Consider the following 21,722-nt stretch of genomic DNA (forward strand, 5'->3'; position numbering starts at 1 on the left):
GTCATTTTCTGAAACAGACATTTCTCAAAAATTCTGTATTCACGAAGCGAGCCTGCCTTAGATCCCTCTATACTTCTTTTGTGAACTAACACTATTTCCAGCCGTTAATTAAGTTATTTGTTTGATTTTCCTTGTGTAGAAAAGTAGATGATCGGATTGATTATCCCCATACCTGTAATTGCTAAAAAACTATAAAATAAAGCAGGGTCTCCATTTAATCCAATCTCGTCAACAATGATCCCACTACTATATAAAAGTTGGCCAGAAACTAGAATCGAAATCGCTGACAAACTAAGGACCGTGAAACCGTTAATCATTTTATTTTTTTGTTTAAGGATTATCATTATAAAAAATAAAATTAGGGATGCAACCAAAAAAGAGATAAAAATAGGTATTAGCATAGTGAGAGTTCCAATAGTTTCAATCGATTTATGTGTGTACATTTCTTCTACCTCTCTTCCAATACATATTCTTATACTTCAATTTGCTCTACCACCAAACTTATTAATGGAAGTCAAAGCGCTTTATCGAAGCAGTATGAATCTTTGTCATAACCATTATGTTCATAAAAGGCATGGGCATCTGTGCGTTTGAATCCACTACATAAGATGATGCTTGAAATTCCTTTTCTTTTGGAATATTCCTCAACATATTTAAGTAATTTTGTTCCTATTCCTTTATTCTGAAGCCCTTCTTGCACAGCAAGGCCCTGAATGTGTAAGTAACCAAATTCATCTCCAATTGATAACGCGTGTACCGTTGAAATAAAACCAACCACTTTATTTTCAAATAATGCTACAAATGTCTTATAGTTCCCATCTCTATTCATTTTCTCTAACGTCACTGAAAAATTATCAATATTAACCTTGCGGTTTCCTAACACATTAATCCATAACGATACTACCTCAGGATAATCACTTACTTCAATTTCACGTATTAAAACTTCCATATTCACACCGCCCAAAATATTAATAATAAAGGTTGCGAAGAATAATAATATACATTCTGGCAATGGTTATATTGTAGTTGAACTAGTTTCTTGAGATCTGGTATGTAAACATTTTAATCCCGGCATCCCGTATTCACGACGTTCCACCGATTTAAGCACCACCAGGGTCCGGCCACGGCGCAAATGTATCCCCTGAGCCTGCTTCTCTGACGATCGCTACAAGCAGACCGAGGAGTCAAAAAACGCGGATGCGTGAATATAATGTTAGGCGAATTGACTTTGCTTTCTATCTAATGCACTTTATAGTCTTTCTTAAGAAATGCATATATGACATTATCAACAAACCGATTCCTCCAAAAATAATGTTCCTTCAATAACCCTTCTTCTCTAAAACCGACTTTCTCTAATACCGTTCTTGATCCCACATTCTCTGGTTCTACAAATGCTTCAATTCGGTTCAATCCTAGATCATTAAATCCATATTCAATTATCTTTTCAATTGCCTCGGTCATAAAACCTTGACGCCAATATTCTGGCGCTAATTCATATCCTATTTCAGCTTTATAATGGTTTTTCTTCCAGCCATGAAATCCACATGTTCCGATTACTCTGTTTAACGACTTCAGAGTGATACCCCAACGAATGGCTTGACTTCTTTCAAATCTTTCATTCCATCTTTGAATTAGTTCTTCTGCTTGTCTTATGTTCGTAAAACTCTCCACATCATAAAATCTCGTTACTTCATCCAATGAAAAATATTGAAACATATCTACGGAATCATTTTTTGTTATCTGTCTTAGCACAAATCTTTCTGTTTCTAATTCAGGAAACTGAGGCATAGAACTTTCTCCTTTAGTGGTTTAGGTCACATCATCTATCGTTCCTGTATTCACGGACCCAAGAGTCTACAAGGAGCAAAACGACTGGGACGTATTCCAGGAAATCCAATGGCCGAACGGTCTGAAGCGTGAATACGATGTTATCAATTGCTAATACTGTCTCTGAGATACCTGGAAATAAGATTAAAATGTTTTATAGTGTTCTTTAAAATAGTGTTTTCCATTGGTTCAACTTCTTTGATTAAACCTGTCATCACATGGTTGGCCAGAATATATTCATCTTCTGTGATTTGATTGTTAGTTATGGCTTCTTCTAACTCATCCTCATCTTTTATACAGAAATCACCACTTGGAAAGACAATTAGATCTAGATAAAGATCATCCCAGAAAGGTATACCTCGCTCATTAATCCCTACGTTCTTGGATATATCGAAATACCATTGAACGATTTCTTTTTTCTCATTGAGCATTGTTGTAACACAATAATTAGAGCCAATAGGAAAGTGTTGCATCCAGTAGTACCCATTATCAACCAGACAAACTTCTTGGCCGCCTATTCTTCTTACTAGAGGTTCCTTTACCTCGTGAATACGAATTAATGATATATGCCCTTTAAAATCCCCGTCATCGAAAAACCTGCATATATAATCCCTCTTTAAAACACGTTTCCAATCTAAACGGTCAGCATATTTTCTCTTCATCTCGCACCTCTGAATTAGTTCGTCTCATTCTTGACTTACATTAATTTCTGTTAGTGTTCCAAGCATCTATGAACCTAATTACAAGTGCATTAGCCATTTGTGTTTTCCATTAACATGATTATACATCCGCGGCATCTCACAGGTATATGTTCTTGTATTTCAATAATTTGCCAATTCAGCTTTTACATGTATGTTCCGATAAACAAATCAAACAGCCTGCCACAGCGGCAGGCTTATTTGTCTGTTTTAAGCTTTTTGTTTTCAAGTTATCTGACTACTATGAAGAATAGTTAATAATTATGCCTTCCTGCGTACCTTCATCGTAAGCAATCCACAACTCATCCCCCACCACTACACCATATACTGGTTCAATAGTCTGTTTAATGTGGTAGGTAATTCCGTCTATTTCTGCGGTAATCATGGCCAATGGCCGTTCCCCTTGCGTTCCGTCATAATGAACGGAGAGAACCTTAGCCGCACCTTGCTTGCCTTGAAGTAAACGGGTTTCTCTCTGGAAATCTTCCTTCTGCATGTTAACCGGAATGACGGCGCCCACATTCACCGACAAATTTTCAGGTACAAAGAGACTATTGGCTTTACGGATTCGGTCTGCCCCTCTAGAAATCATGACTTCCAGAAGCATCAGCTGCTTATTTTCAATAATGATCGGCATTTTCTGCACATGGATCACTTCGCCCTGAAGAGAGAGTTGGTCCGTTTCCTTTACTGTGCTCCCATTGCCGCCGTACCTAAAGATTCTCGCCATTCCCTGAATCAAAATGAGTTTCGCTCTTTCACCCGTACGATATTCAAATCCGAAAGGTTGAACGACCGGTACGGTATAATCCCGTCCTTCGGCTGTGAAGTAAAGCTTAAGGGCTTGCCCCCGGTTCACTTTCCCATGTGGTTCAATACGAGTAAGTATCGCATTTTCAATGATGACCGGTTTAGACGACTGCGCTGCATGTTTAAGATCCTCCTCTGTGATAAATACAGCTTTGTGCTTCTTTCGGTCGTAACTGATCATTACGGTGTCTCCAATTTGAATAGGACTCAGATAGGAGATGACCTGCTTGATTTCAACCTCTTTCATCCGACCTTCATCCTCGAACTGAACGATAAATCGGACCTGTGGCTGTTCATTCACATATAAGCCTGATTCCTCCATATCTATAATCCGGCCCTGAATATGCTGGCCATCTCTCATTTTTTTCATTCTTGATCCCGCCAACATGCGAGGGGCGACTGCGACGCTTAGGAATGTGAGTAGAATGATGAAGACCCAGACCGACCAGTTAATAACAATCGCTCCGCCTTGCTTATAATAATTCCAGAAACTTTGAATCGAGACTTTGTTTTCGGCTTCTGTGAGCAACCATTTCTCGACCTGATCGCTTGATAGAACCTTAGCTTCCTGGAGTTCCATCTCAACATAACCTGCCGTTCGATCTCCACCGCGATAGTAAAGGACGTCACTACCTAAATTCTTATAAAATTCAGTATCGCTATTTTTCAAATTCTCGTAGGACAGCTGCTCCAGAAGAGCAGAGGCATCTTGAAATTGTCCGGATTTCTCATTGAGAACATATCCAATAACGGATCCATTTAATTCATCTTCTACAGTAGATCCGGCAATCAGAACTTCTTCGTCATTCAACAGGAATACGGAAGCTTGATATACCGGCTTTGGCGTTGGAACCGCAGCTCCCCAATGATTCTCGTTAGCGTTATAAAATGATGCTTCTTCAGGATAGTTCCCATTTTCGCGTACCAACTTGGCGTTATTGAACCCAAAGACTTTGGCGAAGCGGGCGCCAGCCCGATCCTGTGCAGCAAACGTCCCTTCATCCTTGTTCTGAAGCAGCACGGATAAATCACCGTTTTTGTCTAAAATCCCGCTGACAAATGCCGTTCTATCGTCCTTTAAATCCACTGTAAATACGGGAACTGCCTGGTCATTCTCAAAGCTCCCGTGCACTTCATCTATTCGAACTGGTCTGGACGGAAGTTGATCCTTCTCGCCTAAATTCACTTTATTCAGCTTTCCGTCCTTCACCTGAGCTATGTACCATTCTGAATTTGGCGATTCCCCTGCTACAATGAGTCTGCCACGCCAGGCGTAAACATTTGAACTCCATGAGGGTGGAAGGTGCATCGTACCCTGAGCCAACTCTTCAACCTTGCCAGTTGAATGGAAGTAATTGATTTGCAGCCCGTATGAATCGTCGTAGGTCGGGATGATGATTCCATCTTGCTGATAAGTCGCCGGCCCCAGCCCGGCTTGGAAATTGGTATGTATCGTAGTATCTGTAATTAAGTTTTCCTTATCGGGATCAAAAAGATAAACATCATACTGCTCTCCAACCGGGTGTTTTGCCAAGCCAATTAATTTCTTCCCCTCATCCAGCATATAGATGCGCTCAAAGGAAGGTTGATACTCATCAATGTATCTCTTGTAATCATTCCACATGAACACACTTAACAAAATGACTGGAATCAAAAATACCAAATTGCCGAGAGATATCGCTCGCTTTTTATTCAATCTGTTTCTCTCCTTTTTATATGTCCGTTGTTATTTGTTATGTAAAGACCTAATAATCGCGATGGTAGATACCACATTCTTATCCTGGTTCTTATGTTATAGCCACTTATATGAAATTGTTTATAAGAAGACAACCGTATTTCTCTTTGGGCGGGAGTATGTGCATGAGTTCGGCAAACAATAAAATAACCACTGATCAAACTTCAGTGGCTTGATGAGATTCATTCTATAATTGCCTTGATTCAATTCTTTACCATACCTGCTCCCTGTGAAAGCCCTATTGTTCAGAGTTTAATAAGATTCTCTATTATTCTACAACAAATTCCATATTTAAGGTATGGAGATACTTTAAAGGCATTTGGGTGCTTCAGATAGGTTTTCCATATTCACGATGTCCATTCACCCTTATCTGCATGAGACGTGCGAACAGGAAGACCTAAGCTGACCAAACCGTTTGAATGAGTAGGTTGTCAACTATATCTACCGCCATGATAGCAACCTTCAAAATGTACTTACTGAATGTTCTTAATATAAGCCCCAAACACTAAACTTATCAGAGAACTCGATAATTACTTCAAGTCATCAGGTATATACCGAAGGACAGCGCGGCTGGCCCAATGCGTGAGTTTGTTGTTAGAAGATGCTACTGCCTTTTATGAGTTGCTTCCGAGAATCCATATCACTGCTTCTTTAAGATCCCGTGCAATGTAATTCGGCTCAGTTTCTTTCCATTTGTGTCTATACGCGTTTAAGGATCCTTCGCCCCACCCGGTTCTTACCAGTATCTTACTTGCTCCGACAGCATGTGCTGCCAGCATATCGGTATCACCGACGTCGCCTATCACTATACATCTTGTTAAGTCCAATTTATATCTCTTTGCAGCTGCGAGGAGCATTCCAGAGCTTGGCTTCCTGCAATTACAACCATCATCAGGACCATGAGGACATATAAAGGAGTCATCGAATCCAAATGAATAAAACTGTTTTCGGAATTCATCGACTGTCGCTTGTCCACGTGATATCCTATGTTGATTGGTAAATGCAAATACCTTAAGACCTGCATCTTTGAGCTTATTGATCGCTTCTTGAGCCCCTTCAAATAATGTAAAATCTCGTGGATGCATGAAATGTCCTGTACCACCAATGGTTCCATCCCGATCGATAAATACAGCTTTCCATTCTATCAACATTCATACCTCCTCGAATGATTTTAATAATACACTTTTTTGGATTTCGCCTAACCTTACTGTATTTCATGGCACGAGTCAGCCTTAAATCGCTCTTTTCTTAGGCCAGCTCGTGTGTCGTTAAAGGTATCCTCCATAATTGGGATCGGACGAATCAAGGGGCATAAGGCCTGCTGCGTGAATATCCTTTATCTCCCCTCAAATTCTCTGTCTAGTATTCCATCAATATAAACTTTATATTTTGTCTTCCTAAATCCAGCCAGTACCAACTTTCTGATTTTTTCAACCTTAACTTGGTGTTTTTCTTCATTTCCAACTTCGAATTCATAGGTTTTAATCAATTTAAATGAGAACGTTCTAAAATCATTGATTCTATCGTTTCCGTCCACTTTAATACTCAGGTTTCCTAAGAATTGATTAAATTCAAACTCCACAATATGCTTTTCTGAATGTCCAACTTCGAATGAAAATTTCATTCAGCCACCTCTTCCCTGGATATTGATTTAATCTCCGAGATTTCAAAACACGCTATTTCCTGCCTCTATTTGGAATTGTATCCCATTCTCCTTCTTGTTTCACTTCTTAGACTTTGTTAAACAGCTTTATTTATTTTTTTCATTAAGATAACTGGCAGAATAGTTCCATGGATTGCATGAATGCCGCATGCGAAAGACAGAAAAAACGATTGACATTGGAGTTTACTCCAATGCTAATCTGAAGATATGGAAAAACAATATTCTATACAAGAGGTTTCACGAATGCTTGGTATCCCGAAGGATACGCTGCGGTATTATGACCGGATTGGAGTCGTATCACCGTCTCGGGGACATAATTCTTATCGCAAGTATTCGAGGGACGATATCGTCGATTTGATGAATATTCAAATCATGCAGTATGCGGACTTTTCACTAGAAGAAATCAAGGGGAAGTTTCAGTTCCACCGAATGCAGAGTATAGATCCTGCGTATTGTGAGGAGGTCGCTGACTTCCTTGAAACCAAAAAGGCAGAAGCACTCAAGAAAATCGCACATCTTGAAAAGGTCAGTGAGTTACTCGACGTAGCAGCTAAAACACTAAGGGACTTTAACCATGAAAATGACCAGCAGCTGGCAGTGTTCGTTCGGGAGATTTACCGGGATCTTCACAAGAAGGAACCTGAAATAACTAAGGAGGATTGTGATGGACATCAAAATTAAAAATTATTATTGCTTGATTGCTGGCGTTCTTGCCATACTTTTTGCTGTTACGCACGCATGGAACGGGCAATCCGTTGTACTGCCGACGCTCTTGGTAAATGATTTAGCCTTGAATGCACGGATAACATTTACGTATATCTGGCACATTATCACCGCTGAAAATCTGGCTTTCGGCATAGTATTCATTATCCTGTCATTTCAAAGCGAGAAATCGAAGATCCGGTTTGCTGCGTTAATTTTGGCGTCACTTCTACTCATTCGTCTGTTGGTCATTCTCGGTGTAACGGCATTTTACGATACTTCGGCACTTACGAATACGTTAATCGATTCAATTGCCATCTTAATCTATGCCGCTTTCATCATACTGGGCACAAGAATAAAGAAAAAAGAGTAAAGGGTAAGAAGGTTAATATTTGGATCTAGCCCCATGCAAACAAGATAATTTAAGTAATGCTGTTTCTTGTTTGACTTACTGAAACTAAAGTTGTACTTATCTGTCTTACAATGCTCTTTCCGGAGATTTCATCTAACGTTTCTTGTATTCACGACGTCCATCTCCTTTAGATGGCTCTTATCACAGGGAGATGGATGTGTTCGGGTGATTTTGCTTACTTGCTTATTCACTCCCACCGGCCCGAGAGCCACTAGGTTCGAAGCATGAATATGTTGGTTATCTTATGGATCGGCCTTCTTCGAATTATCTAAATTCACTAATAACTTTTATTTGTTGAATAATTTCCATGGTACTACTGGAGTCCTTAATGTCAAATAGATAATTCGCTTCATCTTTACTAGGTTGTATTAATGTCGAATTTTCTTGTCTCTCCAATACTTCCAAAAAGCTCGAAGCACTTCTAAATATAGCTTTACTTCTTTGAGTTTTTATTACACGTTCTTTCAGTAAATCTGTTGGTAGATCAAAGTAAACGATAATGCTTTCAAATCCTTTGTCCTGAAAGTGTCGGAGTACATTTGTTCTTCCGGATTTACTTAAATTGGAATTACTCAAGATAATGTGGAAATTGCTTTCCTCAATAGCGTACTTAACAATCGCATTAGTTACAGAGAACTTTAAAGTGTTAGGACCCTCTATAGGGCGAAGTTTCTTATAATGGCTATTAATAAATTCAGCATGATTATCTTGATCAATAACAACGGCTTGTTGTAATACAGATTCTAATTCTTTAGCAAAAGTGGTCTTTCCACTATGCGTTTTTCCAACCGTCATGATTACCAGGCGCCTCATAAAATACTCTCCAATCAATGATCTGATGAACACTATAATGTTTTTGCCAATCTTTCAGATAACTTCTTTGAATCAACTTTCAAGACTGTCATTGGGTGTCAATTTATTTTTAAAATAAATCTAAAATACAATAGAGTATGTAGGTTCACCATACGTAAGAGTGTTTTCTGAAGTAAATCCAAGCTTTGTATAAAATTTTATTCCGGCATCATTGTTAGGATGCACTGTTAATCTAATGCGATGACAATTAGGATGAAATTCTTTAATGAAATTAATTAGCGTGTTTATCGTTTCTGCTCCTATTCCCTTTCTTTGAAACCTTTGATCAATAAAAAAATGAAAGAGCCAATAATCTTCTTTACTAGCAGGTGTATAGTGCAAATTGAAGAAGCCTACCATTTGATTTTGTTTGTAGACCCCATAAGGTTCTACTATCCTACCATCCGGTCTGATATAAGCCTTCGCAAGAGCAATTGCAGCGGGAGGTGTTACCGAAGCAACAAATCTTTGTTGTTCCACACTTACAGATAATTCAATAGCTTCTCTCCAGTTCTCAGAAGTAATCTTTTTTAGTATGACTTGAGACATGACTGTTATCCTCCAATAATAAAACCACAGTTGGGTTATTCATATTATCGTTGCGCTGATTACCGATAACCTAAAAACCTTTGATCAAGATTCCAACTCTATTTTTCACTTTGGTATAAAAACTCAACTTCACCATCTAGCAAATATCGATATTCAAATAATTGCATTGTTCTTTCCCTAATTCTCTCCCGTATAACCCTGCCTAGGCTTACCGATCCTTGTGATCCAAGGTTACCATTATTAATAAATGTCTTCTCTACAAATTTTGTTTCCCTTAAGTGATACTGTAACCATTCTTTTTGCGATTCAATTAGTGCTTTTCTTGGTTCTTTATCCAACTTAGAAAGAAGCTTCTTATATATTTGATTCAACTCTTTATCCCAAGTCTCTGCATATTTGCTTTCCAACGCCCCCCATCCCAATGTTGTAATCTCTTTGGAATTTTGAAATTCATTAAATTCCACTTCATAATCATGATCTATAGGATTTCGAAGCATTTCATCATAAAATTCCCCAGTCAATTCATAGTTCCCAATGCTCATGGATAACAATTTATTGTTAGCAGGATCTGATCGACCTTCAGATATTTTTTTTGATTCTGTTTCATTACCTGTACTCACCACATCGGAAGGCAGTTCAGAATTCTTTATTGATTTAGTTTCGCTGTTCAAGGTAGTCGATTGACTAATATTCTGACAAGATGAAAACACGATCGTAATAAAAAATAATAAGAGTATCTTACTCTTCATAAACGATCTCCTTAAATATTATCCATAATATTTACCGGTAATGGCGCATAACGTCCCTGTGTTCACGACCCCTCACCGACTTAAGTGACCGCAGGGAACGGCCGCGATGCGCTTCAATAGAAGTTGAGCCGATATGATCTATTCGAATAGCTAGCTCGCCAAGTGCTTGTCGAATCTCTAAACCAATACTTTTAAATTCTTCTTTCCAAGAAGGATTATAGGGTACTACAATAATCGGACCTGACATAATAACCTCCGCTAAGATTTGTGGACTAGTTCCGCTTAGTGCAGGGTTGTCCACCTGATTCACTTCCTTGATAAACCCCGGGCGGCCCCAGGGAACGAAGGTGCCGCAACGTAAATACGGTGTTAGACGGAGTTAACGCTCCTTTGCGGCTGTCCTCAAATAAGGGGTGATTATCTAATTTTTTACCAGGTTCCGCTTTATTCGTTTATGTATTTTCCAGGTTCACTTCTTTTTCCAATTGTGTTATCATACTTTTAAAGATGCCGAGTGCGGCAAACACTCGGCTTGACAATTGGCTTGGATGGGACTCCCCTTCTGAGTCGAATAGGAACAAAAACCCACCTGGGCGCTAACTTTTGGTGGGTTTTTACTTTTTCTTGTTGTTGGAATTGAGGTATGTTAAAAGGGCAAGAATAAACGATCCAAATAGAAACATGATCGTCAGTGCATCCTTAACTTGCATGGATTCACCTCCTTTCGAAGGGAAACCATGCCCACCCAAGATTCAATTGCCCTTCCTATTGTACCATTATCTCCCAATGGGGTGAAGAACAATCGTTCGATATTTTTATGGTTTAGATGTCGTTAATTTCTGATAACGTTTCCGTGTTCACGACCTCCCACCAACTTAAGGCTGAGCCAGCAGCGGCCGCGATGCGGTTAGTCGGTTCGGATGTGTCCGCTGAATCTACCACCCTGCCGATACTTCTCGCGGACGGAGGAGTCACAGGTTCCGATGCGAGATTATATTGTTATATGATGTATGGCGCTTCTTCGAGTTACTTAACAAATTATTGTTTATTATATGTATATAATTTCCCGTTTCTAGGCTTTATATCTACCTTCCCCTTATACCCTCTGCGATCCAACTCTTTTGTTAAAGTTTTAATAAATGCTCCGTGACTTACTATTAATACATTTGTTTCTGAATATTTTTGTTCTATTTCATCTAATATCAGCTTAGCTCTACTAAGAGTTTGTAACTTGCTCTCTTCTTGTGACTTATGCGACAAAAACCAAGCTATTCGAGCTAGGATCAGCCAAATAGTGAGATGAAGTTTTATTTTTGATTTACTTACTGCTGTAATTCCTATTTCTCTTAGTTGATCAGTAATAATAATTTCACCATCAAAAATTACCTTGGCCGTTCTAGTTGCTCGAGATTGGTTACTACAATAACATACATCCCATTTCCTATCGTTACTAATATTATTTGCGATTTGTATTTCTGCTTTATCATATTCTTCTACCCAATTATTAAATTGTTTAGCTGTCATCCATTTGTTCTCAGGTTTATATGTGACCTTAAAATGCCTTACTATTCCAATCATTTCAAGTCTCCGTTTTGATTATTTATCTCGCCACCGCATCTATGACGCGACCCGGCCTGAGATAGTTCTTATCTTAGGTCGGGCCGCGTGCTGTCTGAATATACGCCTATGGGATTGCTTCTGGCAACCAAGGGGCTAATGCCCCGCAGCTTAGATGCATTGTTAAGTGATGTTTCTGCCTTCTCTGTATTACATTCTCATATAAGTTTTACAGATATATTTTTTCTTATGTATTCTAGTTATTTATAGTATTTTAGTAGTATTTCATCATGTCCTCTATGTTAAAATTCTCTAGTACAATTTACGGATTTAAGGGCGGTCGGCTAATCTCCCAGAAGGGAGGTGATGCCCATGGAGGTCAAAAATGCATTTTCCTTAATGTTCATGTTCGGCATGTTCATTCTGGCATTGCTCACCTACATGAAAAAGTAATAGACCGCCCTGGCTAGGATAACGGTCTATTTCCGACCCATCTTACGTGGCCGACTGCTCTTTATGCAGTTATTGTGCTTAGAAGTCATGTTCCAGCATGGCTCCTTACTTAATTCTTACCTCAGTATAACTCAATTTATAACGCTTTTATTGGTTTTGTTGAATATTTTTTATATAAGGTCTGTAATGTTGATTGCAGTAATTTCACTTAACGTCTTATGCATTCACGAACCCGAGAGGTTTAAGCTTCCACGGCGATAAAACGAAGTGGTCGCCTCGCCGGGTCGAAGACTTCGCCTCGCAGGTGTTGTCCGCTGAACTGAAGCTGCTTCCCCGAAATGCCTCCAGTGGACCGAGGGGGCGACAGCGTGAATGGCGTTGTTAGGAGATGCCGCCCTGAAATACCCTCATTATATCTTTTTTACTGGACAATATATCTTGATTTCATTCTTCTCATTATCATTTTCTATTATTGTTTTCTCATCGTATTTCTCAAAGTAATATGCCACATCATCATACGTATATCCATTTTTATGTATCCATCTTGAAGTATACTCATATGCAGTTTCTGTCTGACTAATCGGACCAACGTAGTGTGTTAATGAATAAGTTCTAGGAAGTAGATGGATATGTACCATCTCATTGGGCAATTTACTGAATGGCTCAACTTCATAGCAGCAATAGAAGTCCACCAGTCCCTGGTTCTCTTTATAGTTAGGCGGGGTTATTCCAAAGGTGACATTCGGATTCTTAACGTTTGGTATTTCTTCCCTTCTTCTCGTTAATTCAAGGAAACCTTTATTTATATTCTCTCCCAGCATAGAGATATAGGCAGTTGCTCGAATCCCAACATATGTCGTGATATCTTTTGTTTCTATGATTTCTACCTTCATTGTGATCACCTCATCGTTATTCTTCTGGCGGTTTCGCCTAACGTTCCTGTATCTACGAACGCGAGAGGCTTAAAAAGGGGCGCCAGCGACTGGGTCGATTGGACTTAGCTTCGAAGGGTTGTGAGCTGATTCGGCATCCTTGCTTACCACTTCTAACGAACCAAGGGCGTGGCCCGCAGCGTAGATATTGTGTTATAGGATGTTAGCGCCTTCTTCGATCAACTTTCATTAGATTTATTGAAATCATCTTTATAGAATCTAAAATAGTTAAATGCTATTTTTTCATCACAGTAGTTCTTAAGTTCCTTCATCCCATTATTTATAAAACCAGCTTTTTCAATAACTTTCAATGATGGAGTATTATCTACCGAAATTGTGGCCACTACATATGGAAGATTAAAGGTTTCTATTGCCCAATTTGTTAATGTTACTGCTACTTCTGTAGCATACCCATTTCCTCTATGCTGCTTTGATATACCATAAGCAACTTCAGTCTCTTTCAATTCATCAATAACACCAATATGACAATGTCCCACGAATGTTGAATCTTCCAAAAGTTCAATGGCTAAAGGGACCATATCATTGATTACGTCAAAGCGTTCGTACTTGTTGATCTGCCAGTCAAGAAAATTAGAAGCCTCTTCCTTACTCATATTCCAGCCAGAAGGCCAATCATTTGTTTTACTCTGAAGACAAAGACTATAAATATTATCACAATCTTCTCTAGTCAGCTTTCTAATCCTAAGTCTCTCTGTTAATATAGGTAACTTGTATTGGTTTCATAATATTCTTCACCTCAAAGACATCATCTAAGAAATAATTGTTTTATTACGCGCTGATTTCCTATAACGTTTCTGTATTCACGACGTCCATTCACCTAAGCTGCACGAGTCGTGCGACCAGCACGATCTCGGACTGCCGCGATGCGGTTGGGTGAATGGATGTGTCGCCTGAATGCACTTCCCCGACTTATCTCCTGGCGACCGAGGCGGCTTGTCCGACGATGCGTGAACATATTGTTATGTGATGCCCCTGCCTTTACTGATTTACTTACAACATATCTTTATAAATCCGATCTTATTGCGTGATATTAATTCCTTGTTCATCAAAACTAAGAGTAAAAAACTTATTCTGACCCCATGACTCGTATTGTGCATCAATTTCAATTTTGTACTTGCCAAGATCCGTCAAATAAATATCCTCAATTATTTCTTCTTTTACATGTAAGTCAATTTCTTCGTCCAATATTGTTTTATTCAGCTTTTCAGTTTGTTTCCCATCATGAAGAGAATAAATTTTATATTGAAGTTCTACATTTCTGTGCAATTCAGTATTCCTATTCACTGTCATTATCAATTTTATAAATGCTTCCTTATTTCCTACGTCAACTGAATAAATACTAAGTCGAGCACTTAATTCGATCGGGAAAGGATCAAGAGGCATCGGTTCAGACGGTGTACTATTATTTGGTTCTTTATTCGAGCAAGAACTGAAAACAAAGACTGAAAGAAAAAGTATAATAAAAAGATGCCTCTTCAATCTTTCACCGCCTTTATCAAGTATTTAGCAGGGGTTTCACCTAACGTTTAGGTATCTAACGAACCCGAGAGGCTTAAGGCGCATATGCGCCGGGTCCAGTGGACCTAGTCTCGCAGGGTTGTGAGCTGATTCAGCTTCTCCGCCCACCACTTCTTGCGAACCAAGGGCAAAGCCCGCAGCGTAGATACTATGTTAGGCGATGTATCTGCCTGCTTTGATTACACTTTCCTAATAATGATCCCTTCTTCAAAATCCTCTATATTATTAATGTTTATCCAAATCTCCTCTGATTCTCTTAATCTATGAAAACGTAAAATTGTGTCATCGTCATGATAAGTTAAGATAAGTATAAATCAGGTATCCATGATAACATGCTTGCATGAATTCTTTGTTTTTGTTTGAATTCTCCTTCAGTTAAATGCCCATCAGTAAACCGATCCTCAAAATGTTCTAAAGGATATTTGTCGATTACTCCTTGTATAATTTTTGACTGAACTAATGGATCTGCTTGAGATAATATTGCTATAAATTTTTCTCTTGTTGTTCCACTAAATTCACTAGGATCAATATCTAAGCCACAATATGCAGGATAGAATTCAGCGTGAGAGGCGTATGAAAAGTTTCCTAAGTAGCCACCGCTGACTCCAATATAAGCGACCACACTATTCACTTCTTTTCCACTCAATCTTTCCATAATTGATCAACTCCAAAATCTCTATTTATCGGATTGTCGAATTTCAACTAACGTTTCTACATTTACGAACCCGAGAGACTTAAGGCGCGTAGCGCCGGGTCGAAGACTTAGCCTCGCAGGGTTGTCTGCAGCCACAACTTCCTCGCCTTATCTTCTGCAGACCAAGGGGCCGTCAGAGCCCGCAGCGTGAATGTGATGTTATCTGCTGTTCCTCACTTCTTCGACTAAACAGTAAGTAAGTCTTTCATTAACCAATCGTTGTAGTTTCCATCCTTCGAGACAAACCATACATTCGTATATTTACTTGGCTTATATATCAAGTTTTTTTCTCTTAGAAAGCAACTCATTCCAAATATAGGGGAGGCATTTCTAATTAATAGTGTTATTGGATATATAGTTTCGTACTTAAGTATCTTCTTTTCTTTTTGTTTTAGTAGTCCATTTAGTGTTTCTATATAATCTTTGGAGTTTTCTAATCCATGTATTTCGTTTGTAGATCTGCCTAGTATCATTTTTGCTTCTTCGGAATTATAAAATAAGTGAGCTACTTCAAGACCCATGAAATCGCCTTTCTCGTTTTTTAGTACAAAATCCGGACACTCACGTCTTTCTGCTATTTCCAACTTATCTTTGTGGTTTAGATTATATAGGTTCATATATATGCTAACTGCTGCTTCTTCTAATGCATATTTCTCATCATTATGATTGTTCATATCTTATAGTTCCTTTTATAGGTTTTGAGGAATTGCAGATAACGTTTCCGGATCTATGACGCGACCCGGCCTTAGATAGCTCTTATCTTAGGTCGGGTCGTGTGTTGTCTGAGTTAACGTCTATGAGCTTGCTTCTGACAACCAAGGGGGAAATGCCCCGCAGCATAGATGCATTGTTAAGTGGTGTTACTGCCTTCTTTGTATTTACATTCTCATATAAGTTTTACAGATTTATATTGTTTCCTATGTATTCTAGTTATTTATAGTATTTTTATGGTATTTCATCATGTCTTATATGTTATAATTTTCTGGTACAATATGCGGCTTGAAGGACGGTCGGCTAGTCTCCCGGAAGGGAGGTGATGCCCGTGGAGGTTAAAGATGCTCTCACCTTAATGCTCATGTTTGGCATGTTCATTTTGGCGCTTCTTACCTACATGAAAAAGAAATAGACCGCCCTCCCTAAGGTAACGGTCTATTTCGACCACCACTTAGCGGCCGACTGCTCTTTATGCAGTTATTGTGCTTAGGAGTCGTGTTCGCGCACGGCTCCTTACTTATTCTTACCTCAGTATAACTCATTTTATAACGCTTTTATAGGTTTTGTTGATTATTTTTATCTATAGGGTCTGTAATGTTGTCTGCAGTAATTTCGCTTAACGTTCTTGTGTTCCTGACGTCGATTCCCCTTAGATAGCTCTTAACTTAGAATCGATGTGTCTGCCTGATTATGCTTCCTTGAATTCCCTCGGGCAAACCGAGCGGCGTAAGCCGCGAAGCTGGAACACGTTGTTATCCATGCCCCTGCTTATTTGAGTCGCTAACATACTATTTACGACTATTTATTATTTTTGAATAATGATTTGATAATAATTTCTGCACATTCTTCTGGCGTATTCAAACTCGTATCGACTGAACAGCTATAGCGAATGTTCTTTGACATTATTTTATTTTGCTCATCTGATTGATCTTCTCTTCTGTCACCACGTTCTATACTTCTCTTACGACAAAGATCTAAAGGACAATACACCTCAACTATATCTAAAGGATACCCATTAAAAATATCTTTGACCTTATCGTAATGTGGATTTAACTCAGGTCTTTCAACAAGTATCCCATCGATTAAAACATTCTTTCCACTATCCGAAAATAATCTTGCTGTGTAATACATCATTATTATTACTTCACTTAAGTACTTCCAGTAATCTTTCCGCAGATGTTTATCACCAATCGTATTTTCAAAAAAATCATTGGCAACAACATAAAAAAATGGTTCAGAGTAAGTTTGCATAGCTTCTACTATTGAAGTTTTACCTGAACTTGTTACGCCATTCAAAAATATAATTCTCCCTTTATCCATATTTCTCATCTTCCTTTGTTATGTTTTATAAGATTTCGGGGGTTTCTGATAACGTTCGTGTGTTCACGAACCCTCACCGGCTTAAGCCCGTAGGGCGGGTCGTCAGACTTAGCCGGTGTCTTCATTGAATAAACTTGCATAATCTTGTTCAATTATTAGAGCACCTTTATCTATCATTATTGTTTTGTATTTACTCTCTAGTCTTTCCAGCTTTTCAAAAGGCTCAGAGCCTATTATTGAAAATGGATCTGTTGATGCTAGCTCTCCCTTTAAAATCCTTCTCAAATTAACCGGGGCACCCAGTTCTCTATATGTTTGTACAGTATTGACTCTATGTTTATTCCAAAGTCTTATCGAAAGTTGTAATAAAGGGGCAAGTTGTGACCCATCAAATCTCCAAGTATTATCATTTAACTCAACCTCGTCTTCAGGTAATATCAGGTGTAATGTAATTTCGTTTGAGTGATAAATCCAAAATAATCTCAAATGACTATATTGATCAGAGTGCAACAACATTTGTTTGTAATCATTTTTTACGTGCTGATTGAGCCCCAACTTAAATTTTTTAGACAGTAACTTAGAGTTCCACGATATGATTTCTTCAAGGCTGTTATTCTTAGATTCCCAATAACCCGATTTAAAAGGGAAGAACTCAAATATAGTTTCATAAACATTCTTCGTAAAATTACTGGAGAAGTAATCATAAGGAAATGAATAGTGCACTGAGAAATATGGTGGCATTGTTCCTCCTGGTTTTACATGTTCTACAGATGATTTCACATAACGTTCCTGTATCTACGAACCCGAGAGGCTTAAGGGAGCGTCAGAGACCGGGTCCGACGGACTTAGCCTCGTAGGGTTGTGAGCTGATTCCACTCCTCTGCCTTATTCAACTTGCGAACCAATGGCCCTTGGCCCGTATGTAGATACGATGTTATGCGACGATCTACGCTTCCTCGAAATACTTGCTATGACTTCTGAAATTTCGCCCTTTTAAGCGCCTCTTTATAACTCGTAATTATCCATTATCCAAGGAACATATAATACCTGTTCAGGTTTTATTAGTCCTCGTCCGCGAATCTCATCATTCGGTTGAATATCATCTAAATGAATGATATTAGACCAGAAGAATACCATATAGTTCTTAGGAAAAGGGTATTTGTAATTGTCTGGTTTCTCTCCGAACATTTCAATTTCCACAAACCCCAATAGCCTCAGGTCATGTATCTTTGCTCCTGTCTCTTCGTATAGTTCTCTTATTACTGCTTCTTCTGCAGATTCTTCTCGTTCAATGTGTCCACCTGGTATATCCCAGCCTCTAGCATGCAAATCAGTTAGAATAATTTCTTCATTTGAAAATGCTAGAACGAATGAACAGGTTATTAAATGCCTATCAGGCATAACGTCAGATATAATCGTTGTGATCTGGTTAGGTTTTGGAAGCCAATCAATGTCTTTATCTATTTTAATTATGCGCATTCAATATCTCCTTCTTTTATATATTAGTAGAACGTCGTATAACGTTCCCGTGTTCACGACGTCCCACCACCTTAAGCCCGAAAGGCGGCCGCGATGCGGTTAGGTGGTGTGGATATGTACAGTAGATTCCGCTTCCCTGCTGCTGAAATGCCTCCTAGAATCCCATCTAACCTCTGACGGACCGAGGGCAAATGCCCGAAGCGTGAATATGTTGTTAGGTGATGTCCCTGTCTTATTCGAGCTACATCCCTTCTCTTTATCTATAATCTGCACACAGTGATCTCAATAGATTATTTTTTTTACTCTTCCCTATTGTAATTTGTCAGACCACATCGAATTTCTGGCATTGCTAATTTATTTAAACTGGCCGGCCCTGCCATTGAGATCTCGTTAATCCGAAGCCTTCTTTATGTATGAACCGACGATTGGCACTACTGAGTTAATAGGATATACTTCACCTTATAAAATAACTATAAAAATTTTTTCTCTGATGTCATTTCTCATACAAGAAACAGAGGTGTACTTATGAGTAGAAGACTAGTTTACTTTAGCCTTTCCTTAATGTGTATTATTTTCTGTATACTTATAGTTTTGCTCTTTAGTGAAATGCCGTTCATAAGAGGATTGGTTGGGGATGTTATTATTGTAGTTTTTATATATTATTTTATTATGACTCTGAAAGATTTTAATTCGATTTATGTTGTAATCTTTACTCTTGTATTGGCTTTTATCACAGAAGTGCTGCAGTATTTTCACTTTGCTTCAATTCTAGGTCTTCAACACAATAAAATTGCACAGCTAATAATTGGTTCTATATTCGACCCTATGGATATGATCGCATATACAATTGGAGGTATTGTTGCTTTCATCATCGATACGAAAATAATTAAGAAGCCGAAAAACACCCATATCCGCACGTACTAAGAATGCAGCAAGTATCAATTGAGTTGTACAAGAAGTGCGACTATAGAGAGAGACTTCCTTACACGGGTCTTTCTTTTAGTTTTCACCCTACTAAGGGGAAACATCAATCCAAGAAGTTATACTTCCCCCGGCTCAGTCAAGAAATAAATGGAGCTCCGCAAATAACCACCGCGGTTTTGCATCCGCAGAAATAATAATGAGCCAGTTAGTATTCCTAAGGCGTAGTAAATAAGTTTTTCTTGATTTCTATTAACTCCATCGAATTCACTCTATCATAGTATTACTGGGATTTCACCTAACGTTCTTGTATTCGCGACGCCAACCACCTTAAGTCCCAACGGGACGGCCTCGATGCGGTTAGATGGTGCGGGTGTGTCCGGCTGAATATGCTTCCTTGCTACTGAAATGCCTCTCCGAATTCACTTCTAACTCCTGCCGGACCAAGGGCCGAATGGCCCGAAGCGTGAATATGGTGTTAGACGAAGGTCTCTCTTCTCTGAATTACTTTCAAAATTGCTTTAAATTATCTATCGTATTTCTAAGTTTTTCATATGCATTTAGAGGAAATTCTGAATTCCATCTTTCTTGGAGTTCCTTAAATCCTAGATCCTTCATTTTGGTTAGTTCTCTATGTATTATTCTAAGTGGCCTAATTGTTTGTAATTGTTCTGTTATTAATAGTTTGCCTTCTTCATTTAATTCGCAACTAAAGTTATCACTCATTTCATATGCCTGAAAATTACATAACGAATTTGTGATTCTCGTTATTTTGAACCTGAATTCACCTGGTTCTGTCTGCATTGTAATTATGACTTCATTGAAATCCTTATCCAGAAGGGAGGACTTATCGGCTAATTCATGAATTGAATCGGTCAAAAATGAAACTGGAATTTCGATTATTTCACCTTCACTGGAAGTTATCGATATATCTAACCAACCATGGGGTTGAAGATTCATTATGATATCCATGAGTTCCCCCTATTTTGAATGTATTTAGAGACTTTCGTATAACGTTTATGTGTTCCTGAACCCGAGAGGCTTAAAGGAGCGTAGCGACAGGGTGGCTCCGCCACTTAGCCTCGCAGGGTTGTCTGCCCTGATTATCCTCATCGAAAATCCTCTGGCAGATCAAGGAGCGGACGCGACGCAGCAGGAAAACGATGTTATACGCTGGTTCGTTCTCCTTCGAACTCACTATCATTGAATGTTTCAAGATGGGGTTGTACAATGAATATATAAGTATTTTCGGAGGTGTTCATGTATGAAATGGAGCCATATCCGTGAAATCTACCCTAATCGTTGGATTCTAATTGAAGCTCTTGCCACTCATTCAAATAACCATATAAGAACAATTGAAGAAATGTCAGTTGTTGCTGATTATGACGACCCTAAGCGTGCATGGGCTTCATATAAGAAACTTCATATGTTAGAACCAACTAGAGAACTCTATGTTTTTTACACCGGAAATGAATGTATTGAAGTCATCGAGCAACCCTTTACCGGGATTAGAGGCCTTCGATGAAAATCCATCTTGTAAATGGTTTGCCTATTGTTTCTCTCCCTTTATCTTACAATAATAAATCAACTCTTCTGAATAATGTACTCTTGGATACCGGATGCTCCACAACTATTTTTGATACTGATGTTGTTGAACCAATTGGGATAGATATAGACTTTATCAACGGAAAATCGGTACGGATGTATGGAGTAGGTGGTTTAAGTGAATTATGTTATCAGCAAATTATTTCAGATCTCTCTATTGATAACATTGTGCTTAAAGATTTTACTATCCAACTAGGACTTACCAAAGAACCATATGGCTTCGATGCAATATTGGGTGTCGACTTTCTTTACAAATATGGTTTAAAAATAGATTTCGAGAAATTAGTTATTTCATAAAGGTTTAACGAACTTGCACATAACTCCAAATCTACGCACTTAACTTGCATATAACTCCATATCTACGCACTTCGCTAATACTACCATAATATGAATATTACCGTATTTCGTAAACACCTGAATAGTTGCAGAATTAGCGAAGCTATTGCATTAAGACAAGCCACGCCAAAATTCAAACATTCTAAATCCTAGTCCTTCCTCTCCCTACAGATCC

Annotated in this window: 30 protein-coding genes; 7 read left to right on the forward strand and 23 right to left on the reverse strand. The window is 38.6% G+C overall.

The features are described 5' to 3' along the window. Positions 1 to 113: 113 nt before the first annotated feature. The 7 genes from J2Z18_RS12600 to J2Z18_RS12630 form a co-directional block, all read right to left on the reverse strand. A complete protein-coding gene (locus J2Z18_RS12600; protein WP_007127802.1) occupies positions 114 to 443 on the reverse strand; it encodes a hypothetical protein in 330 nt (109 codons plus the stop codon). A 71-nt stretch (positions 444 to 514) separates the two neighbouring features. Continuing rightward, a complete protein-coding gene (locus J2Z18_RS12605; RefSeq protein WP_007127801.1) occupies positions 515 to 949 on the reverse strand; it encodes a GNAT family N-acetyltransferase in 435 nt (144 codons plus the stop codon). Between the two features lie 290 nt (positions 950 to 1,239). Continuing rightward, the gene (locus J2Z18_RS12610; protein WP_007127800.1) at positions 1,240 to 1,788 is read right to left on the reverse strand and encodes a GNAT family N-acetyltransferase; all 549 of its coding nucleotides are present in this window, start codon (positions 1,786 to 1,788) and stop codon (positions 1,240 to 1,242) included. A 143-nt stretch (positions 1,789 to 1,931) separates the two neighbouring features. After that, a complete protein-coding gene (locus J2Z18_RS12615) occupies positions 1,932 to 2,489 on the reverse strand; it encodes a ribonuclease FAU-1 family protein (protein ID WP_007127799.1) in 558 nt (185 codons plus the stop codon). A gap of 277 nt (positions 2,490 to 2,766) precedes the next feature. After that, a complete protein-coding gene (locus J2Z18_RS12620) occupies positions 2,767 to 5,031 on the reverse strand; it encodes a hypothetical protein (protein ID WP_007127798.1) in 2,265 nt (754 codons plus the stop codon). 653 nt (positions 5,032 to 5,684) lie between these two features. Continuing rightward, positions 5,685 to 6,221 carry an HAD-IIIA family hydrolase gene (locus J2Z18_RS12625; RefSeq protein WP_210094789.1) on the reverse strand — a complete coding sequence of 179 codons (537 nt, stop codon included), beginning with the start codon at positions 6,219 to 6,221 and terminating at the stop codon, positions 5,685 to 5,687. A 185-nt stretch (positions 6,222 to 6,406) separates the two neighbouring features. Then, on the reverse strand, positions 6,407 to 6,694 hold the full coding sequence (locus J2Z18_RS12630; RefSeq protein WP_007127796.1) for a hypothetical protein: 288 nt from the start codon (positions 6,692 to 6,694) through the stop codon (positions 6,407 to 6,409). Between the two features lie 246 nt (positions 6,695 to 6,940). Between J2Z18_RS12630 and J2Z18_RS12635 the strand changes: the two genes are divergently transcribed. Both J2Z18_RS12635 and J2Z18_RS12640 read left to right on the forward strand, forming a co-directional pair. Next, positions 6,941 to 7,414, forward strand: coding sequence for a MerR family transcriptional regulator (locus J2Z18_RS12635; protein ID WP_050953983.1), 474 nt, complete (start codon positions 6,941 to 6,943; stop codon positions 7,412 to 7,414). Further along, positions 7,398 to 7,808, forward strand: coding sequence for a hypothetical protein (locus tag J2Z18_RS12640; protein WP_007127794.1), 411 nt, complete (start codon positions 7,398 to 7,400; stop codon positions 7,806 to 7,808). The genes J2Z18_RS12635 and J2Z18_RS12640 overlap by 17 nt, the downstream gene beginning before the upstream one ends. A 303-nt stretch (positions 7,809 to 8,111) precedes the next feature. Here the strand turns inward: J2Z18_RS12640 and J2Z18_RS12645 are convergent, their stop codons facing one another. The 6 genes from J2Z18_RS12645 to J2Z18_RS12665 form a co-directional block, all read right to left on the reverse strand. After that, entirely contained in the window at positions 8,112 to 8,660 is a 549-nt protein-coding gene (locus tag J2Z18_RS12645) for an ATP-binding protein (RefSeq protein ID WP_007127793.1), read from the reverse strand. A 120-nt stretch (positions 8,661 to 8,780) separates the two neighbouring features. Beyond that, on the reverse strand, positions 8,781 to 9,248 hold the full coding sequence (locus tag J2Z18_RS12650; RefSeq protein WP_007127792.1) for a GNAT family N-acetyltransferase: 468 nt from the start codon (positions 9,246 to 9,248) through the stop codon (positions 8,781 to 8,783). A 98-nt stretch (positions 9,249 to 9,346) separates the two neighbouring features. Further along, positions 9,347 to 9,997, reverse strand: a complete 651-nt coding sequence (locus J2Z18_RS12655; RefSeq protein WP_007127791.1) for a lysozyme inhibitor LprI family protein — start codon at positions 9,995 to 9,997, stop codon at positions 9,347 to 9,349. A 31-nt stretch (positions 9,998 to 10,028) separates the two neighbouring features. Next, positions 10,029 to 10,244: a GrpB family protein gene (locus tag J2Z18_RS12660; RefSeq protein ID WP_085978398.1), complete on the reverse strand. Its 216-nt coding sequence runs from the start codon at positions 10,242 to 10,244 to the stop codon at positions 10,029 to 10,031. Positions 10,245 to 10,611: 367 nt separating this feature from the next. Beyond that, positions 10,612 to 10,707 (reverse strand): competence inhibitor ComI, encoded by a 96-nt coding sequence (comI, locus tag J2Z18_RS30425; RefSeq protein ID WP_007127790.1) that lies wholly within the window; start codon positions 10,705 to 10,707, stop codon positions 10,612 to 10,614. Positions 10,708 to 11,035: 328 nt separating this feature from the next. Further along, positions 11,036 to 11,575 (reverse strand): histidine phosphatase family protein, encoded by a 540-nt coding sequence (locus J2Z18_RS12665; RefSeq protein ID WP_007127789.1) that lies wholly within the window; start codon positions 11,573 to 11,575, stop codon positions 11,036 to 11,038. 384 nt (positions 11,576 to 11,959) lie between these two features. Here J2Z18_RS12665 and J2Z18_RS30430 point away from each other — a divergent pair, with 384 nt between their 5' ends. Further along, a complete protein-coding gene (locus J2Z18_RS30430; protein WP_244152637.1) occupies positions 11,960 to 12,007 on the forward strand; it encodes a putative holin-like toxin in 48 nt (15 codons plus the stop codon). A 410-nt stretch (positions 12,008 to 12,417) separates the two neighbouring features. Here the strand turns inward: J2Z18_RS30430 and J2Z18_RS12670 are convergent, their stop codons facing one another. The 6 genes from J2Z18_RS12670 to J2Z18_RS12690 form a co-directional block, all read right to left on the reverse strand. After that, positions 12,418 to 12,900 carry a GyrI-like domain-containing protein gene (locus J2Z18_RS12670; RefSeq protein ID WP_007127788.1) on the reverse strand — a complete coding sequence of 161 codons (483 nt, stop codon included), beginning with the start codon at positions 12,898 to 12,900 and terminating at the stop codon, positions 12,418 to 12,420. Between the two features lie 218 nt (positions 12,901 to 13,118). After that, positions 13,119 to 13,661 carry a GNAT family N-acetyltransferase gene (locus J2Z18_RS12675; RefSeq protein WP_083832568.1) on the reverse strand — a complete coding sequence of 181 codons (543 nt, stop codon included), beginning with the start codon at positions 13,659 to 13,661 and terminating at the stop codon, positions 13,119 to 13,121. A gap of 316 nt (positions 13,662 to 13,977) precedes the next feature. Further along, the gene (locus J2Z18_RS12680) at positions 13,978 to 14,439 is read right to left on the reverse strand and encodes a hypothetical protein (RefSeq protein WP_167324073.1); all 462 of its coding nucleotides are present in this window, start codon (positions 14,437 to 14,439) and stop codon (positions 13,978 to 13,980) included. Between the two features lie 218 nt (positions 14,440 to 14,657). Beyond that, entirely contained in the window at positions 14,658 to 14,789 is a 132-nt protein-coding gene (locus tag J2Z18_RS31120) for a PM0498 family protein (RefSeq protein WP_514130577.1), read from the reverse strand. Continuing rightward, the gene (locus tag J2Z18_RS12685; RefSeq protein ID WP_245255959.1) at positions 14,777 to 15,133 is read right to left on the reverse strand and encodes a hypothetical protein; all 357 of its coding nucleotides are present in this window, start codon (positions 15,131 to 15,133) and stop codon (positions 14,777 to 14,779) included. The genes J2Z18_RS31120 and J2Z18_RS12685 overlap by 13 nt, the downstream gene beginning before the upstream one ends. Positions 15,134 to 15,357: 224 nt before the next feature. Further along, positions 15,358 to 15,846 (reverse strand): hypothetical protein, encoded by a 489-nt coding sequence (locus J2Z18_RS12690; protein ID WP_007127783.1) that lies wholly within the window; start codon positions 15,844 to 15,846, stop codon positions 15,358 to 15,360. Positions 15,847 to 16,208: 362 nt separating this feature from the next. Between J2Z18_RS12690 and J2Z18_RS30775 the strand changes: the two genes are divergently transcribed. Then, positions 16,209 to 16,298, forward strand: coding sequence for a putative holin-like toxin (locus J2Z18_RS30775; protein WP_260067501.1), 90 nt, complete (start codon positions 16,209 to 16,211; stop codon positions 16,296 to 16,298). Positions 16,299 to 16,684: 386 nt separating this feature from the next. Here J2Z18_RS30775 and J2Z18_RS12695 read toward each other — a convergent pair whose 3' ends face one another. The 3 genes from J2Z18_RS12695 to J2Z18_RS12705 form a co-directional block, all read right to left on the reverse strand. Further along, positions 16,685 to 17,206 (reverse strand): phosphotransferase-like protein, encoded by a 522-nt coding sequence (locus J2Z18_RS12695; RefSeq protein WP_007127782.1) that lies wholly within the window; start codon positions 17,204 to 17,206, stop codon positions 16,685 to 16,687. A 108-nt stretch (positions 17,207 to 17,314) separates the two neighbouring features. After that, positions 17,315 to 17,986: a hypothetical protein gene (locus J2Z18_RS12700; protein ID WP_244152623.1), complete on the reverse strand. Its 672-nt coding sequence runs from the start codon at positions 17,984 to 17,986 to the stop codon at positions 17,315 to 17,317. A gap of 225 nt (positions 17,987 to 18,211) precedes the next feature. Continuing rightward, positions 18,212 to 18,685, reverse strand: a complete 474-nt coding sequence (locus J2Z18_RS12705; protein WP_007127780.1) for an NUDIX domain-containing protein — start codon at positions 18,683 to 18,685, stop codon at positions 18,212 to 18,214. Positions 18,686 to 19,291: 606 nt separating this feature from the next. On the opposite strand from J2Z18_RS12705, the gene J2Z18_RS31040 reads away from it, so the two are divergent. Further along, positions 19,292 to 19,609: a ribosomal maturation YjgA family protein gene (locus tag J2Z18_RS31040; RefSeq protein WP_376773068.1), complete on the forward strand. Its 318-nt coding sequence runs from the start codon at positions 19,292 to 19,294 to the stop codon at positions 19,607 to 19,609. Between the two features lie 507 nt (positions 19,610 to 20,116). On the opposite strand, the gene J2Z18_RS12715 is transcribed toward J2Z18_RS31040, so the two are convergent. Continuing rightward, positions 20,117 to 20,578, reverse strand: coding sequence for a hypothetical protein (locus J2Z18_RS12715; RefSeq protein WP_007127778.1), 462 nt, complete (start codon positions 20,576 to 20,578; stop codon positions 20,117 to 20,119). Positions 20,579 to 20,870: 292 nt separating this feature from the next. Between J2Z18_RS12715 and J2Z18_RS12720 the strand changes: the two genes are divergently transcribed. After that, positions 20,871 to 21,131, forward strand: a complete 261-nt coding sequence (locus J2Z18_RS12720; protein ID WP_007127777.1) for a hypothetical protein — start codon at positions 20,871 to 20,873, stop codon at positions 21,129 to 21,131. Then, on the forward strand, positions 21,128 to 21,508 hold the full coding sequence (locus tag J2Z18_RS12725; protein WP_007127776.1) for an aspartyl protease family protein: 381 nt from the start codon (positions 21,128 to 21,130) through the stop codon (positions 21,506 to 21,508). The genes J2Z18_RS12720 and J2Z18_RS12725 overlap by 4 nt, the downstream gene beginning before the upstream one ends. The last annotated feature ends 214 nt before the right edge of the window (positions 21,509 to 21,722 follow it).

The organism is Paenibacillus lactis (assembly GCF_017873605.1).
GTDB lineage: Bacteria > Bacillota > Bacilli > Paenibacillales > Paenibacillaceae > Paenibacillus_AQ > Paenibacillus_AQ lactis.

Excerpts from the sequence above, each read along its gene's own strand:
- J2Z18_RS12600 (WP_007127802.1), bottom strand. The coding sequence starts at position 443 with ATGTACACACATAAATCGATTGAAACTATTGGAACTCTCACTATGCTA.
- J2Z18_RS12605 (WP_007127801.1), bottom strand. The coding sequence starts at position 949 with ATGGAAGTTTTAATACGTGAAATTGAAGTAAGTGATTATCCTGAGGTA.
- J2Z18_RS12610 (WP_007127800.1), bottom strand. The coding sequence starts at position 1,788 with ATGCCTCAGTTTCCTGAATTAGAAACAGAAAGATTTGTGCTAAGACAG.
- J2Z18_RS12615 (WP_007127799.1), bottom strand. The coding sequence starts at position 2,489 with ATGAAGAGAAAATATGCTGACCGTTTAGATTGGAAACGTGTTTTAAAG.
- J2Z18_RS12625 (WP_210094789.1), bottom strand. The coding sequence starts at position 6,221 with ATGTTGATAGAATGGAAAGCTGTATTTATCGATCGGGATGGAACCATT.
- J2Z18_RS12630 (WP_007127796.1), bottom strand. The coding sequence starts at position 6,694 with ATGAAATTTTCATTCGAAGTTGGACATTCAGAAAAGCATATTGTGGAG.
- J2Z18_RS12635 (WP_050953983.1), top strand. The coding sequence starts at position 6,941 with ATGGAAAAACAATATTCTATACAAGAGGTTTCACGAATGCTTGGTATC.
- J2Z18_RS12640 (WP_007127794.1), top strand. The coding sequence starts at position 7,398 with ATGGACATCAAAATTAAAAATTATTATTGCTTGATTGCTGGCGTTCTT.
- J2Z18_RS12645 (WP_007127793.1), bottom strand. The coding sequence starts at position 8,660 with ATGAGGCGCCTGGTAATCATGACGGTTGGAAAAACGCATAGTGGAAAG.
- J2Z18_RS12650 (WP_007127792.1), bottom strand. The coding sequence starts at position 9,248 with ATGTCTCAAGTCATACTAAAAAAGATTACTTCTGAGAACTGGAGAGAA.
- J2Z18_RS12655 (WP_007127791.1), bottom strand. The coding sequence starts at position 9,997 with ATGAAGAGTAAGATACTCTTATTATTTTTTATTACGATCGTGTTTTCA.
- J2Z18_RS12660 (WP_085978398.1), bottom strand. The coding sequence starts at position 10,244 with ATGTCAGGTCCGATTATTGTAGTACCCTATAATCCTTCTTGGAAAGAA.
- comI (WP_007127790.1), bottom strand. The coding sequence starts at position 10,707 with ATGCAAGTTAAGGATGCACTGACGATCATGTTTCTATTTGGATCGTTT.
- J2Z18_RS12665 (WP_007127789.1), bottom strand. The coding sequence starts at position 11,575 with ATGATTGGAATAGTAAGGCATTTTAAGGTCACATATAAACCTGAGAAC.
- J2Z18_RS12670 (WP_007127788.1), bottom strand. The coding sequence starts at position 12,900 with ATGAAGGTAGAAATCATAGAAACAAAAGATATCACGACATATGTTGGG.
- J2Z18_RS12685 (WP_245255959.1), bottom strand. The coding sequence starts at position 15,133 with ATGGAAAGATTGAGTGGAAAAGAAGTGAATAGTGTGGTCGCTTATATT.
- J2Z18_RS12690 (WP_007127783.1), bottom strand. The coding sequence starts at position 15,846 with ATGAACAATCATAATGATGAGAAATATGCATTAGAAGAAGCAGCAGTT.
- J2Z18_RS30775 (WP_260067501.1), top strand. The coding sequence starts at position 16,209 with ATGCCCGTGGAGGTTAAAGATGCTCTCACCTTAATGCTCATGTTTGGC.
- J2Z18_RS12695 (WP_007127782.1), bottom strand. The coding sequence starts at position 17,206 with ATGGATAAAGGGAGAATTATATTTTTGAATGGCGTAACAAGTTCAGGT.
- J2Z18_RS12705 (WP_007127780.1), bottom strand. The coding sequence starts at position 18,685 with ATGCGCATAATTAAAATAGATAAAGACATTGATTGGCTTCCAAAACCT.
- J2Z18_RS31040 (WP_376773068.1), top strand. The coding sequence starts at position 19,292 with ATGCCGTTCATAAGAGGATTGGTTGGGGATGTTATTATTGTAGTTTTT.
- J2Z18_RS12715 (WP_007127778.1), bottom strand. The coding sequence starts at position 20,578 with ATGGATATCATAATGAATCTTCAACCCCATGGTTGGTTAGATATATCG.
- J2Z18_RS12720 (WP_007127777.1), top strand. The coding sequence starts at position 20,871 with ATGAAATGGAGCCATATCCGTGAAATCTACCCTAATCGTTGGATTCTA.
- J2Z18_RS12725 (WP_007127776.1), top strand. The coding sequence starts at position 21,128 with ATGAAAATCCATCTTGTAAATGGTTTGCCTATTGTTTCTCTCCCTTTA.